The 13,247-nt window shown below is 28.8% G+C and carries 13 protein-coding genes and 1 other annotated feature; of the genes, 10 read left to right on the plus strand and 3 right to left on the minus strand.

Annotated elements, in window-relative coordinates; all coding sequences use genetic code 11:
• Positions 1–109: 109 nt before the first annotated feature.
• On the minus strand, positions 110–574 hold the full coding sequence (locus tag CLTEP_RS04765; protein WP_066823400.1) for an FtsX-like permease family protein: 465 nt from the start codon (positions 572–574) through the stop codon (positions 110–112).
• Positions 564–1,340, minus strand: a complete 777-nt coding sequence (locus tag CLTEP_RS04770; protein ID WP_479723502.1) for an ABC transporter ATP-binding protein — start codon at positions 1,338–1,340, stop codon at positions 564–566. Before CLTEP_RS04770 ends, CLTEP_RS04765 begins: the two co-directional genes overlap by 11 nt.
• A gap of 313 nt (positions 1,341–1,653) precedes the next feature.
• On the opposite strand from CLTEP_RS04770, the gene CLTEP_RS04775 reads away from it, so the two are divergent.
• The 6 genes from CLTEP_RS04775 (at position 1,654) to CLTEP_RS04800 (ending at position 8,167) form a co-directional block, all read left to right on the plus strand.
• Positions 1,654–3,894 carry a discoidin domain-containing protein gene (locus CLTEP_RS04775; RefSeq protein ID WP_066823404.1) on the plus strand — a complete coding sequence of 747 codons (2,241 nt, stop codon included), beginning with the start codon at positions 1,654–1,656 and terminating at the stop codon, positions 3,892–3,894.
• Positions 3,895–4,088: 194 nt separating this feature from the next.
• Positions 4,089–4,391: a nucleotidyltransferase domain-containing protein gene (locus tag CLTEP_RS04780; RefSeq protein WP_066823406.1), complete on the plus strand. Its 303-nt coding sequence runs from the start codon at positions 4,089–4,091 to the stop codon at positions 4,389–4,391.
• Complete coding sequence (locus tag CLTEP_RS04785) at positions 4,375–4,764, plus strand: nucleotidyltransferase substrate binding protein (RefSeq protein WP_201786588.1); 390 nt, start codon at positions 4,375–4,377, stop codon at positions 4,762–4,764. Before CLTEP_RS04780 ends, CLTEP_RS04785 begins: the two co-directional genes overlap by 17 nt.
• Positions 4,765–4,932: 168 nt before the next feature.
• A complete protein-coding gene (locus tag CLTEP_RS04790; RefSeq protein ID WP_066823411.1) occupies positions 4,933–5,310 on the plus strand; it encodes a hypothetical protein in 378 nt (125 codons plus the stop codon).
• A gap of 86 nt (positions 5,311–5,396) precedes the next feature.
• Positions 5,397–5,627 (plus strand) — a binding site (T-box leader).
• 354 nt (positions 5,628–5,981) lie between these two features.
• Positions 5,982–7,271 (plus strand): aspartate--tRNA(Asn) ligase, encoded by a 1,290-nt coding sequence (gene aspS, locus CLTEP_RS04795; RefSeq protein WP_066823414.1) that lies wholly within the window; start codon positions 5,982–5,984, stop codon positions 7,269–7,271.
• Positions 7,272–7,771: 500 nt separating this feature from the next.
• Positions 7,772–8,167, plus strand: a complete 396-nt coding sequence (locus CLTEP_RS04800) for a hypothetical protein (protein WP_066823417.1) — start codon at positions 7,772–7,774, stop codon at positions 8,165–8,167.
• Between the two features lie 92 nt (positions 8,168–8,259).
• Here the strand turns inward: CLTEP_RS04800 and CLTEP_RS04805 are convergent, their stop codons facing one another.
• Positions 8,260–8,784 carry a 2'-5' RNA ligase family protein gene (locus tag CLTEP_RS04805; protein ID WP_066823420.1) on the minus strand — a complete coding sequence of 175 codons (525 nt, stop codon included), beginning with the start codon at positions 8,782–8,784 and terminating at the stop codon, positions 8,260–8,262.
• A gap of 203 nt (positions 8,785–8,987) precedes the next feature.
• Here CLTEP_RS04805 and aroB point away from each other — a divergent pair, with 203 nt between their 5' ends.
• The 4 genes from aroB to CLTEP_RS04825 all read left to right on the plus strand — a co-directional run bounded on the left by aroB (position 8,988) and on the right by CLTEP_RS04825 (position 13,239).
• Positions 8,988–10,049 (plus strand): 3-dehydroquinate synthase, encoded by a 1,062-nt coding sequence (aroB, locus tag CLTEP_RS04810; protein WP_066823423.1) that lies wholly within the window; start codon positions 8,988–8,990, stop codon positions 10,047–10,049.
• 212 nt (positions 10,050–10,261) lie between these two features.
• Entirely contained in the window at positions 10,262–11,068 is an 807-nt protein-coding gene (aroE, locus tag CLTEP_RS04815) for a shikimate dehydrogenase (RefSeq protein ID WP_066823426.1), read from the plus strand.
• A 141-nt stretch (positions 11,069–11,209) separates the two neighbouring features.
• Complete coding sequence (locus tag CLTEP_RS04820; RefSeq protein WP_066823434.1) at positions 11,210–11,656, plus strand: OsmC family protein; 447 nt, start codon at positions 11,210–11,212, stop codon at positions 11,654–11,656.
• Positions 11,657–11,919: 263 nt separating this feature from the next.
• Positions 11,920–13,239: a metallophosphoesterase family protein gene (locus tag CLTEP_RS04825; RefSeq protein WP_066823436.1), complete on the plus strand. Its 1,320-nt coding sequence runs from the start codon at positions 11,920–11,922 to the stop codon at positions 13,237–13,239.
• Positions 13,240–13,247: the final 8 nt, after the last annotated feature.

Consider the following 13,247-nt stretch of genomic DNA (forward strand, 5'->3'; position numbering starts at 1 on the left):
AAATTTCAGTTTGGGGTAAGGGGGAAGTCTATACTTTTTGCCTCAAAATAGAAAAATACACTAAATTACACTGTTGTTTAAGATTATTTAGGTATACATTTTGAGTAGTTCATAATTGGTAATTCCTATTATTGTAAACTGACTTATTTATTTTTTTAATGTGCCTTAAACTAATTAGTTCTGTTAAAAATAGAGAAACTGGAATTCCAATAAACAAAGCTACTAAACCATTCCACAATGTTTCTCCCATAATCATTGCAAACAACTTACTTGGTTTCATACCCATCATTAAATATATTCCAAATTCATGACTACGATATTGTAATTGGTATCTATTAGCAAAATAAACTAAGAAAAATACAAAGAAAAGCGACACAGCATAAAGCACCGGAATCATTAACAAAAGTTTTGCTACAGCATCACTCTCAATAGTCTTTAAATATATCATAACATCCTGCTCACCAAGAGAAAGTATAACATAAAAAGCAATAATAGAGATAATTAGCGAAGCAAAATAAACTCCATTTTCTTTTCGAACCTTACGACTATTTCGTTTGATGAATTCAAAGAACATTGGTACTGCCTCCTCCCAACTGTGCCATAACAGTTAAGATGCGTTCATAAAAGGAATTGCGAGTTCCTCCAGGCACTTTTTTTCGAAGCTCATGAAAAATTACACCATCTTGGATAAATAAGATTCTTGAGCAAAAGCTTGCTGCATTGGCATCGTGAGTAACCATCAAAATTGTAGTCCCCTCTGTTTCATTGATAGAAGATAGTTTTTCCATCAAAATTTTTGCATTTTTTGTATCCAAAGCACCAGTTGGTTCATCTGCTAATACAATGCTTGGATTGGAAATTAAAGCTCTTGCTGCTGCAACTCTCTGTTTCTGCCCTCCTGACATTTGGTAAGGAAATTTATTTAACACTTTTTCAATATCAAATTGCTTAGCTAATTTTTGAAGTCGTTTCTCTTTATTTTTGGGATTTTCGCCATGTATAAACAATGGTAAAAGGATATTTTCTCTAGCAGTTAAATTATCTAATAACTCAAACTCTTGAAACAAATATCCAATTTTACTTCCCCGGTATTTTGCTAACTGTGTTCCTCTAAATGAAGAAATATTCTGTCCTTCCAACAGGACTTGTCCGGATGTTGGCTTAAGCATGGTTGCAATACAATTAAGCAATGTGGTTTTGCCTGATCCGCTTGCACCCATAATTCCAAGGAACTCTCCTGGAACAACATCAAAAGTGATTCCATTTAATGCAGCGGTTTCACTTTGCTCCCCACCATATATCTTATGTACTTCTTGAACTTCAAGCAGTTTATCTGAAATTTTCATCTCGTATCCTCCCTTACTTTTTTCTTTTAATATCATATAATAAAAACTTGCTAATTAACACTTACAGTTGTTGTAAGGTTTGTAATAAGAGCTATAAATGTGCATTTTAAGTTGACAAATTTTCTATAGTTGGGAAAACTTGAACCAAGTCCAGGAGTGATTAAACATTATCTGATTACTTTACAAAAACTTTCTTTTTCTAAAGTTTTTCGCAATACAATACAAATTTGATGAATATGTTATCATTTTAGTTATTTTATGGTATAATATCACCGTGTATTGAACAAAGTGAAAGGAATGGATATATATGAAAAAAATTTTATCGCCGATATGTATTGGGATTTTATTAATGAGTCTATTGGGTGTATGCACAAAAACGAACGCTATTTCTGAAACTCAGTATAATATTAAAAACTCAAAATGTGAGATTGCAGAAGGTTCTAATCAAGATTTAGAAAATCAAATTTCTAGGAATGAATTTGGAGAAAAGGAAATAAAGGAATTTTTATTAAAAGCCGATAGTTGGATAGATGATTGGAATAATTATTCTTTTAAAATTACAAATAAACCTATTGGATTGATTTACAAAACTTATTTTATTAATGAAATAGACATTTCTCAGATTAAAAAAAGAAAAGAATTCAAAAAGTTAAATGAGAAATTAAAAAAATATTATTCAGATAATGTAATTAAAGGAGAGCTAAGAAGATTAGGAATTATTTGTATTGATGGAGAACCGGGAAAAATAATGGGATTACCTACTGGTGAAATAAATCGTGTGATCCCAAATTCAAAAATCAAATTATTAATAAATGAAAAAAATAGAAAAGTTGTTAGTGTTCAAAAAATGGATGTAGACTTAAATATTTTTGAAACTAAATATGAATTATGTAAAAATGAAGAAGGAAATTGGATTATTACAAATGAAGAGGATATAATTAATGATGATGTTGTAGAAAAATGTATTTCTCCAAAATGGAGCAATATAACAGCTTCTTCAAGTTTAGAAGGATATTCTCCTGAATTAATTGTAGACAATAATATAAAAACAGCTTGGGTTGAAGGAAAAGAGAAAGATGGTGTGGGAGAATGGATTCAATTAACTTCAAATAATGAATTTGAAATTTCAAGTATAAGTATCGAAAATGGCTATAAAAAATCGAGTGATTTATATTTAAAGAATAACAGAGTAAAAAAGGCAAGACTTGAGTTTTCTAACGGGGAAACTAAAATTGTGACATTTGAAGATACTAATGGATTTATTCCTCCAATTAGATTTGATAAAATTGTAAAGACAAAGTATATTAAATTAACTATCCTAGAAGTATATAAAGGCACTAAATATTCAGATACATGTATTTCTGAAATGCTTTTTTTTAACCAACCAAAAAAAGAAACTATAAAAGAGCAAGAGTCACCTTTAAAGTTGGAAATGGAAGTATATAAATTAAATATGCAAAAAACTTTATCTGATAATGAAATAAAATTGATGATTAACTATTTGGGAAAAATAAACTGGGAAAAATATAATAAAATAGAAAAAGAATATGGAGTCGCAGGATTCGATACAGCTCCCCTCTTATTAAGATATAATAACTATACCTCAAAAGAGCTATTGTATATATACAAAGCATTTAAACACTCTGATGGAGCTTCAGCAGAAGACTTTGGTGTATTGCTTTATAAATTGCATAAAAAATATCCTAAAGAGTCAATGAGCTTATATACAACAAATTCTCAATATAAAGAAACTATAGATATGTTAGTCAAATACTACTCTGATATGAATTCTTCTAATTTAAGCCAAGTTCACAATGCTAATAGTAATAAAATCATTGATAATTCTAGCAATAATAACATATCAGAAGATAATGATACGAATAATAAAAATAATACTGCATCAAATTCATCAGAAATGTACAAAATGTTGCTTTATACAGAAGCAGCTAATGAAAATAGTTCAATAAAAATTGAATATCCAAGGTTCTCTGGTAATGGTTTTGATGCGTTAAATAAACTGATCTATGACAAAGTGAAGAGCTTTGCAAAAATTGATACATCTCTATTTCCAAGTGATACTGGTTTGACCATTAATTATCAGTCTGCAGTTACATTACAAAACAGTAAAATAATAAGCATTGTTTTTTGGGGATCAATTGATATCAAAGGTAGTGCACATCCGTTTAATAAGCTTATTCCACTTAATATAGACTTACAATCTATGAAAGAAATTACTCTAAAAGACCTATATACAACCAATGCTGATTTTAAAAAGACGTTTTTTGATAAAGCTTTTTTCCCCACGAATCCAATGACTTCATATGATAAAGCAAATTTTGCAAAAATGCTCAAGCTTCAATCATCGAAATATCAAACAATAGACCCTTTTAGCATGCCAGATAACGTTTCTTTTTTTCTTAAGCCTGACGGTATTGTACTAAGTATGCCCGCTATCCATGCAACCGGTTCTGATCACTTTGAAGCTGAACTTAAATACAATGATATACAGCAGTTTTATATGCTTAAGCAAAATTATTGGGAAAATTAGTAATGACCATAAGATACTGAAAGGAATATATTAGAATTCAAAAAAACAGTGCATCAAATTATAGTATAACATAACATCAAATATGGTATAATTAAACTAAGAAAGTGAGTTGCAAGTTAATTAACTTATTTTAGTAATAATTCTAAAAAGATAATCTAGATTGATTATGATATAAAAGAAATGGGAGAGTATTAATGTTAGATAGTAAATTGAAAAATGAATTAGAAGAGATATTTATGAAGTATAAAGAAGTGGATAAAGTATTATTATTTGGTTCAAGAGCTAGAGGGGATCATAAAATTAATTCAGATGTTGATTTATGCATATTTGGTGATGATGTTACTCATTTAATTTTAGCAAAAATATATATGGATTTATATGAAATAGATACCCCCTTAAGTTTTGATATAGTACAATTTACTGAATTGAGTAAAAAAGAATTAATAAAAAACATACTAAGTGAAGGAGTGGTCATATATAATGGGGAAAAAGCTTGATGAAAGAAAAAAAGATTTTTTTAAAGCTTTATTTAGACTAGAGGAGGCTTTAAGAAAAGATATTAAAGATGATATAATAGTTGATGGAATAATACAGAGATTTGAGTTTACATTTGAACAAAGTTGGAAGGCTATGAAGCTTTATTTAGAAGACCAAGGAGTATTGGATGAAGCTTTGGCACCAAGAGGTACTATAAGGACAGCATTTAAGCACAAAATAATATCTAATGGTGATATTTGGATAGAAATGATGTTAGATAGAAATAGGACATCTCATATGTATGATGAATCAACAGCTTATGAAATAGTAAATAGAATTAAAGAAATTTATATATTTGAGTTTAATAAATTAAAAATATTTTTGGAAAGTTAGAATTGAATGATATAATGAGGGCGATAGCATGGAACTCTTCTTTTGATTTCGTTGCGATAAAATATATAGTTATCTAAAATATAGAAATATAAAAAGGCAGTTATTTTATGGTGTATTATTTATGCGAATATTAAATAAACAAAATTTGAAAGGATGTGAAAGTTTAGCATGTTTAAAGAAGTAATAATAAAACCTACATATTCAGGATTTGTTGCAGATGTTAAACTAGTAGATTTAATTATATACTGCGGTTATTCAAAGATATTAGATGAAACATATGATGATGAGATAAGTATCAATTGGGATAGTGACCCAAATTCAAGGATAGATATGAGAATAATTGAATTTATAAAACAAAGAAATTTATTTAATTCAGATAACGAAAATATATACCCTAGTTGTTCAGAAAATCCATTTTTCAATGGGCAGTTATGCATAAAACAAGTTGATACATCTAGGCCATGGGTAATTACTGAATATGATAGTGCAGAGTCTATTTCGTATCTAACCATTGTCAATAAAGACATAAATTATTTTAGTATGTAGCGACAAGAATTGCTCATTTAAATTTTCAAAAAATAAAAAACATATTGACAATGATAAATATTGAGAATATAATAGTAAAAAATAGGTTAAATGCTTTGAAGGGAAGAGTAGACGTTAGAATGTTCTTAAAGCGAATCAGGGATGGTGAGAGCCTGAAGAAATACTAAAGTTGAAAGACATCCTGGAGCAGATTATCTGAAAGCGTTACAGTTATTAGGATAATTCGGTTGGTCACCGTTAAAGATATGAGGGAACTATTTATGAATGATAATTGGTTAATAAGAATGGTACCGTGGGTAATATAGCTCACTTCTTAATTGAAGTGAGATTTTTTTATTTATATTTTACCAAAGAGTGTATTTATCGATTTTACAAGATTCCTATTTCTATAAGTGGGAGATTGAAGATTTTGCTTCAGCAAAACGAGTTTACTTTAGTTTTTATGACGTCAGCTAATTTAAGTATTTGGTATCATTTATGAGTTATCATTTATATAGTTAATAAGAGTGGTACCGCGATTTTTAGTCGTCTCTTTAATAGAGATGGCTTTTTTATTTGAAAAATAAAAAAATAATAGTTATGCATAACAGATAATCAAAGTTTTGGTATTAAACTAAGGCATCAAAATAGATATTAAAAAAATATATAATAATCGAAAGGGGCGTAAATAAATGAATAGAGTTTTAGTGAGTCAACTAATGAAGCATATAAATGAAGAAGTAAAAATAAGTGGATGGGTGCATAGGATTAGGAAGCTTGGGAAAATTGCATTTTTATTATTAAGAGATAGAAGTGGCATTGTACAGTGTATAGTTAATACTAAGGAAGTTGACATTAAAGGAATAAAGCTTGAAAGTGTTGTTAATATATTTGGCAATGTTGTTGAAAACTCAAAATGTAAGCTTGGAGTTGAAATTCAGCTTTCTTCATTAGAGATTATTTCAGAGGTGAAAGAAGACCTACCTATAGAAGTGAATAAAGAAGAAATGGAAGCAAGTTTAGATGCAGTATTGAATAATAGGGTTTTAAGCTTAAGAAATATTAAGATAAATTCAACTTTTAGAATTCAAGCAGTAATAGCACAAGCTTTTGGAGAATTTTTAAAGAATGAGGGGTTCACACAAATATTTTCGTCAAAAATAGTATCAGAGGGAACAGAAGGTGGAACTGAATTATTCAAGATAAAATACTTTGACAGAGAGGCTTATTTAGCTCAAAGTCCACAGTTTTATAAGCAAATGATGGTTAGTGCAGGATATGAAAGGGTTTTTGAAATAGGGCATGTATACAGAGCTGAAAAGCATGACACTAAGAGGCATATTAATGAATATGTAAGTTTAGACTTAGAAATGGGCTTTATTGAAGATGAAAGAGAAATCATGGAGCTTGAAACAAGCCTATTAAAGTATATTTTTGAGAGTGTTAAAAGAAATTGTAGTAAGGAGCTTGAAAGTTTGAATGTAAAAATGCCTGAAATTAAAGATGGTATACCAACAATGAAACTTTCAGAGGCAATTGATATTCTAAAGAAGAAATACAACAAGATTGGACTTGAAAAAGATTTAGATCCAGAAGGTGAAGCTTTGATTTGTGAATATGTAAAGGAAAAGTACAATAGTGAATTTGTATTTTTAACGCATTATCCACAAGAAAAGCGACCTATGTATACTATGCCAGCGGAAAATGGGGAAACTCACAGCTTTGATTTATTATTTAGGGGTCTAGAGATTACTACTGGTGGACAGAGAATTCATAATTATGATATGTTAAAGGAAAGTATGATTAAACATGGAGTTAATCCCAAAAGCTTTGAAGGGTATTTAATTGCATTTAAGTATGGAATGCCACCTCATGGAGGATTAGCTATAGGACTTGAGAGAATCACAGCTATGTTGCTTGGACTTGAAAATATAAGAGAAGCAACATTAACGCCAAGAGATAAGAATAGGTTAGCACCATAGAGGAATAATTTCATATAATATCATGATTATATTGTTAACTTCAATTCGTAATATGCAATATCATATATTTTTTATCGATTCTACAAGACTCCCACTTCTATAAGTGGGAGATTGAAGCTTTTGCTTCAGGTGGAGTAGAGTCTCCACCTGAAGTCTCGATGTTTTGCTTTAGCAAAACGAGTTCACTAATATTAACTATAAAAATCTCTGCATACTGCATTTTTTCGTTGTAATATATATGATAAAAATCTAAATTACGAATTGAAGATTGTTAATTTACCATTGTTTAGAAAGGTATATATGATTTATAATAGAATAAAGATGCATTTTTTCACTAGTTATGTAATGAATTGATGTTTTTAGTCGATAATATATTGGAGCATATTGGGGCAAAATAATGTATAAGGAATTGATATATCTGTGTGTAATTAGAACATTGAATATGCTTTTTGCATATTTATGGTATATGAATTAAAAAATGATATTTAGGAGGAATAACAATGAAAAGGAAAAACAAGGGTATTTTAATTGCTGCTGCAATTACTACGACTGTTGCTGCTGTTGGCATTAATTTTTTAGTAAGAAAGATAATAGACAAAAAGCTTAAAGAGATTAATCTTGGCATAATAGAAGATGAAGATATTATAAATGAAGAATATAATCAAGAAGAGAATTCAAAAAAAGAAATAAAGGAAGAAGACAACAAAAAAATTAAAGTAGATTTAGAAGAAGAAACTAAGGAAGAAGTAAAGGAAGATAATGAGTATATTAGTGAAAATGATGAATATGCCATAGAGGATGAACATATCTCTGTAGATGAAGATATAATGGACAGTGAAGACATTATGGAAGACAACGATGCGGAATATGACAGTAATGAAGATATTAAAAAATAATATGTTGAATAAAAAAATAATATGTTGAATAAAAAAATAATATGTTGAATAAAAAAATAATATATTGAATAAAAAAACTATAGAATTGACTTCTATAGTTTGAATTTTTTGTATGTTTGCCATCTGTAATTTGTCCATTTCATTATTGTTATATTGTCAATATAAGAATCAAATGAAAAATTATAGTTGTTAACATAATTCCATATGTCATCAAATTTTTTCTGAATCCTTCGTGAAACTATTGTGCTGTGAAAGGTTCTGTTTTTGCTTTCATTTGGTTTCCATTCAAGGAAGTCAATTTTTTTAAGTTCTGTATATAGATTTTCATGTAATTTGATTGCTTCTCTTGATGGGTGTATATCCATATATATGACATTATTTCTAAAGTGATTTATACCCTCAATTTTTATAGGAGCTTTTGAGTTTTGATTGCAAAATGCTTTAATAACTTCCTCAATTCTGTCAATATTATTGGTTTCGAAGGGAGCTTTTAAAGTAATATGGCCAGGGAGTTTTTGTCTTTGAACATTAAATTTAAAACATACATCTTCAACTATTTTTTCATGAAGTTTTAGAGCTTCGCCACTTAAAATATTAACGATTACATATCTATCCATAGTATCACCTCTATTTGTTAAATTTGTAGATTTATCATTTTATGTATCAATGGAAAATGAATAATAATACATAAATGATACATAGCATATTTGTAAGTTTAGCATTTATGTACGAGTGGAATGGTGAAGATTTTGATTAATGCTTAATATATTATATCATATGTGTCCTAAATGCGTATAAAAAGAAAGGATGTGATGAGAATATGAAAACACTCACAATAAACGTTCCTCAAAAAAGTTATACAATCTACATAGAAAAGGGAATCATAAATAGTATAGGCAGTAAAATAAAGAAAATACATAATGGAAAGAAAATTGTAATTATAACTGACAAAAATGTTGATAGATACTATGGAAAAAAAATAGAGTATAATCTTTACAAAAATGATTATGAAGTCAATAAAATTGTTTTAAAGCCTGGAGAAAGTAGCAAGTCAATGGAAACACTTTTAAGCGTTTATGAACAATTATTGAGTTTGGGAATTACGAGAAAGGATTTAATAATTACGTTTGGTGGGGGAGTAGTTGGGGACTTAGGAGGTTTTGCTGCTGCTACATTTTTAAGAGGAGTACCATATTTGCAAATTCCAACATCTCTTTTGGCTCAAATAGATAGCAGTATAGGAGGAAAAGTTGCGATTAATTTGAAAAGTGGTAAAAATATTATTGGAAATTTTTATCATCCTGAAGCTGTATTTATTGATCCGGAGCTATTGAGTACATTAAATAGACGATTTTTGCATGATGGTTTAGGTGAAGTGATAAAATATGGTTGCATAAAGGATAGACAATTGTTTGATAAATTACTGAGGTATGGAACAGATGAGGAACTTCTTAATGATATTGACGAAATAATTTATTCATGTTGCAGAATAAAAAAATCTATAGTTGAAAAAGATGAAAAGGATATAGGCGAAAGAATGATATTAAATTTTGGGCATACTATAGGTCATGCTGTTGAAAAATATTTTGATTATAAAAAATTTACTCATGGTGAGGCTGTTGCAATTGGAATGTATAATATAACAAAAAAGAGTGAATTGATGGGAATAACTGAAGAAGGTTCTTCTGAATTAATAAAAGAAATATTAAAAAAGTATAGTCTTCCATATGAGATGCCTATAATAAATAAAGAGGATATTATAAATATTATTGGAATTGATAAGAAAAACCAAGGAGATTGTATAAATATTGCTTTAATAAGGAGCATAGGAGATGTATTTATAAAAAAAATAAACAGGACAGAAATAATTAAGTATATATGATGTAGCAAAATATACATTGAAAATCTGTTTGCTATTTATCGATTTTACAAGACTCCCACTTCTATAAGTGGGAGATTGAAGATTTTGCTTCAGGTGGAGTAGAGTCTCCACTTGAAGTCTCGATGTTTTGCTTTAGGTATTCTGGTTTTCAGTTTGGTGAAGCTTTTGCTTTAGCAAAACGATTTTACTGATTAGATTGGAGATGAAATTGATTGGAAAAATTATATGGGCTTTTAGGTGAAAAATTAGGACATAGCTTATCACCACAGATTCATTCAATGTTATTTGATGCATTAAATATTGATGCATATTATCATTTATTTGAGATTAAAAAAGAAAATTTGAGAGATGCTTTATATGGATTAAAAGCATTGAATGTAAGAGGAGTTAATGTTACTATTCCATATAAAGTTGATGTTATAGAATATTTAGATGATATTTCAGAAGAAGCAAAAAAGATAGGTGCAGTAAATACAATACATTTTATTAATGATAAATCAATTGGATACAATACAGATTATTATGGTTTTGGTATTTTGCTAGAGAAATATGGTGTGAATATTAAAAATAGTAAAGCTGTTGTATTGGGTACAGGAGGGGCTTCAAAGGCAATAGTTCAATATTTGAGCGATAATGGTGCAAAAGAGATTACATTAGTAAGCAGGAATATTTATAATAATAAGGAATGGCTCAAAAATTTTAGAGTTATATCGTATGATAGACTTCACGCATTAGGATATAATGATATAGTCATAAACTGTACTCCATGTGGTATGTATCCTTATATTAGTGATTGTCCAATTAGAATGCATGATATTTATAAATTTAGAGTTGCCATAGATTTGGTATATAATCCTAGTGAAACTGTATTTTTAAGTTATGCAAAACATCTAGGTTTAAAAGCGATAAGTGGTAGTTACATGCTTGTTGGTCAGGCTGCCAAGGCTCAGGAGATTTGGAATTCTGTAAAAATAAAGCCTGAAATCATAGAATACATTGATAGACAATTTAATATTTAATATTTAAGTAAGTATTTTGAATGAAAATATTGTATTGAATAATATAGCGGTATTTACTGAATACTAAAGGTGAAATAAATATTTATTTTTGGTAGGAGGTGAAGCTAGTTTCATTAATGCTAGCATTGAAACTAGGATAAAATGGCGCAAACCACAATAAAAGCATATGTTGATAAAAAGAATGAAAAGTATTATTTAACAGGTACCTGTAGAGGATTCAAAGTTGAAATGGATATGACAGAAGAATCGGGTGGCACGAATAAAGGTATGAATCCTATGGAAATGGTTTTATGTGGATTGGGTGGATGCGAGATAATGTCGCTTATATCTAATTCAAAAGAGCATAAGATAAACATAGGTGATGTTTGGATTGAACTTGAGGGTGACTATGATACGGATGGGGCAACAAGAAAGAAAGACATAAGACCTGGATTTTTAGAGATAAGATGCATTGTTCATGTAAAATCTGATGCACCAGAAGAAAAAGTGAGAGAATTAGTTGAAAAGATGCAGAAGAGTTCACCAGTATATGACACTATTTCTAATGCTGTAAGATTGCAAGTGAAAGGTGTTGTTGTTGAAAAATGATTAGAGGTGGAGACACCTCTTTTTTTTGTACTTGAAGGAAAATTATGATAATTTACAGAATATATATATGATTGATTATAAATATAATAAGCAAGTATACTAGTATATTTGCTTTGTTGTTTATCGATTTTACAAGACTCCCACTTCTATAAGTGGGAGATTGAAGATTTTGCTTCAGGTGGAGTAGAATCTCCACCTGAAGTCCCGAGGTTTTGCTTTAGCAAAACGAGTTCACTTTAAATATGCCTAATGGGGAGATATATATGAAATCAAAAAGAGGTTTTTGCTTTATTCATGCAGCAGATATTCATTTAGGTAGCTTTTTAAGCTACAAAGGAAATATGCCAAAAGAAATTCAAAGCATTTGCAAGAATGCAGTATATAAAGCATTTGAAAAGATATGCACAACTGCAATTAATAGCAAAGTTGACTTTATGCTTATAAGTGGAGATATTTATGATGTTGAATTTCCTTCGGTTAAGGCAAATAAATTTTTTATTGAGCAATGCAATAGATTAAATGAAAATAATATTAATGTATATATGATTTATGGAAATCATGATGTAGGACAAGATAAGAAGGAACTATTTGATTTACCATGCAATGTTTATATTTTTGGAAGTGAAAGAGTAGAAAGAATAGAAATATTAAAAGAAAATGATATTATAGCTAAAATTATTGGACAATCTTATAAATACAAGAGAATGGGAAGTAATGTATTAAAAAATTATTTTGAAGATGATGATAATACATTTAATATTGCATTACTTCATACGTCATTGCAACCTTCAAATAATAACTATATTCCATGCACGGTAACGGAATTAATGAGCAAGAAGAATATTGATTATTGGGCATTAGGACACGTTCACAAATATAGTATCATTAATAAAGAAAGACCTTTCATAGCTTTTCCTGGTATTCCACAGGGGAGAGATATGGGAGAGGAAGGAATTGGAGGATGCCTGCTTGTTGGAGTAAATAATAATAAAATAGAAGAAATTAAATTTGTACCAACTTCATCTGTTGTATACAAGAAAGTTGAAATAACTATTGATGACAAATTAAACGCTTTAGAGAATATTAGTGATTTAGAAGAAATTTTACTTAATAAGGCAGAAGAAATTATTGATATTAAGTTACCTGAAAAAGATTATATAAAAGGATATATTATTCAATGGATTGTTACAGGTAGAACTAAATTATATAAACAAATTAATAATCTATCAGAAGAGGATATTGAAGTATTAATTGATAAAATAAATGCTAATTTTAATAATAGTATTCCGTTTTTATGGACAAACTCTATCTTATTCAGAGTTATGGACGATATTCCTGAATTGGATGATTTAGTTGACAAAAATAGAACCTTTAAAGAAATAAGAAATGTAGTGAATGAATTATATGAGGATAGAGATTCTAGGAAAGAGGTTATTAAGAATATGGGGAGTATTTGGAGCGAAAAATTTCAATGTGATGAAAAGAAATATGAAAGGTTTATCATGAATGATGAAATATATGAGAGTATATTGAAACAAGCTGAAAATTTAATAATACAAAACATACTTGGAAACGATGAATAATGGAATTG

The sequence above is a fragment of the Clostridium tepidiprofundi DSM 19306 genome, assembly GCF_001594005.1.
Classification (GTDB): domain Bacteria; phylum Bacillota; class Clostridia; order Clostridiales; family Clostridiaceae; genus Clostridium_AC; species Clostridium_AC tepidiprofundi.

Bases quoted from the DNA above. Each gene is read 5' to 3' on its own strand.
- CLTEP_RS04765 (WP_066823400.1), bottom strand. From the start codon at position 574: ATGTTCTTTGAATTCATCAAACGAAATAGTCGTAAGGTTCGAAAAGAA.
- CLTEP_RS04775 (WP_066823404.1), top strand. From the start codon at position 1,654: ATGAAAAAAATTTTATCGCCGATATGTATTGGGATTTTATTAATGAGT.
- CLTEP_RS04780 (WP_066823406.1), top strand. From the start codon at position 4,089: ATGTTAGATAGTAAATTGAAAAATGAATTAGAAGAGATATTTATGAAG.
- CLTEP_RS04785 (WP_201786588.1), top strand. From the start codon at position 4,375: ATGGGGAAAAAGCTTGATGAAAGAAAAAAAGATTTTTTTAAAGCTTTA.
- CLTEP_RS04790 (WP_066823411.1), top strand. From the start codon at position 4,933: ATGTTTAAAGAAGTAATAATAAAACCTACATATTCAGGATTTGTTGCA.
- aspS (WP_066823414.1), top strand. From the start codon at position 5,982: ATGAATAGAGTTTTAGTGAGTCAACTAATGAAGCATATAAATGAAGAA.
- CLTEP_RS04800 (WP_066823417.1), top strand. From the start codon at position 7,772: ATGAAAAGGAAAAACAAGGGTATTTTAATTGCTGCTGCAATTACTACG.
- CLTEP_RS04805 (WP_066823420.1), bottom strand. From the start codon at position 8,784: ATGGATAGATATGTAATCGTTAATATTTTAAGTGGCGAAGCTCTAAAA.
- aroB (WP_066823423.1), top strand. From the start codon at position 8,988: ATGAAAACACTCACAATAAACGTTCCTCAAAAAAGTTATACAATCTAC.
- CLTEP_RS04820 (WP_066823434.1), top strand. From the start codon at position 11,210: ATGGCGCAAACCACAATAAAAGCATATGTTGATAAAAAGAATGAAAAG.
- CLTEP_RS04825 (WP_066823436.1), top strand. From the start codon at position 11,920: ATGAAATCAAAAAGAGGTTTTTGCTTTATTCATGCAGCAGATATTCAT.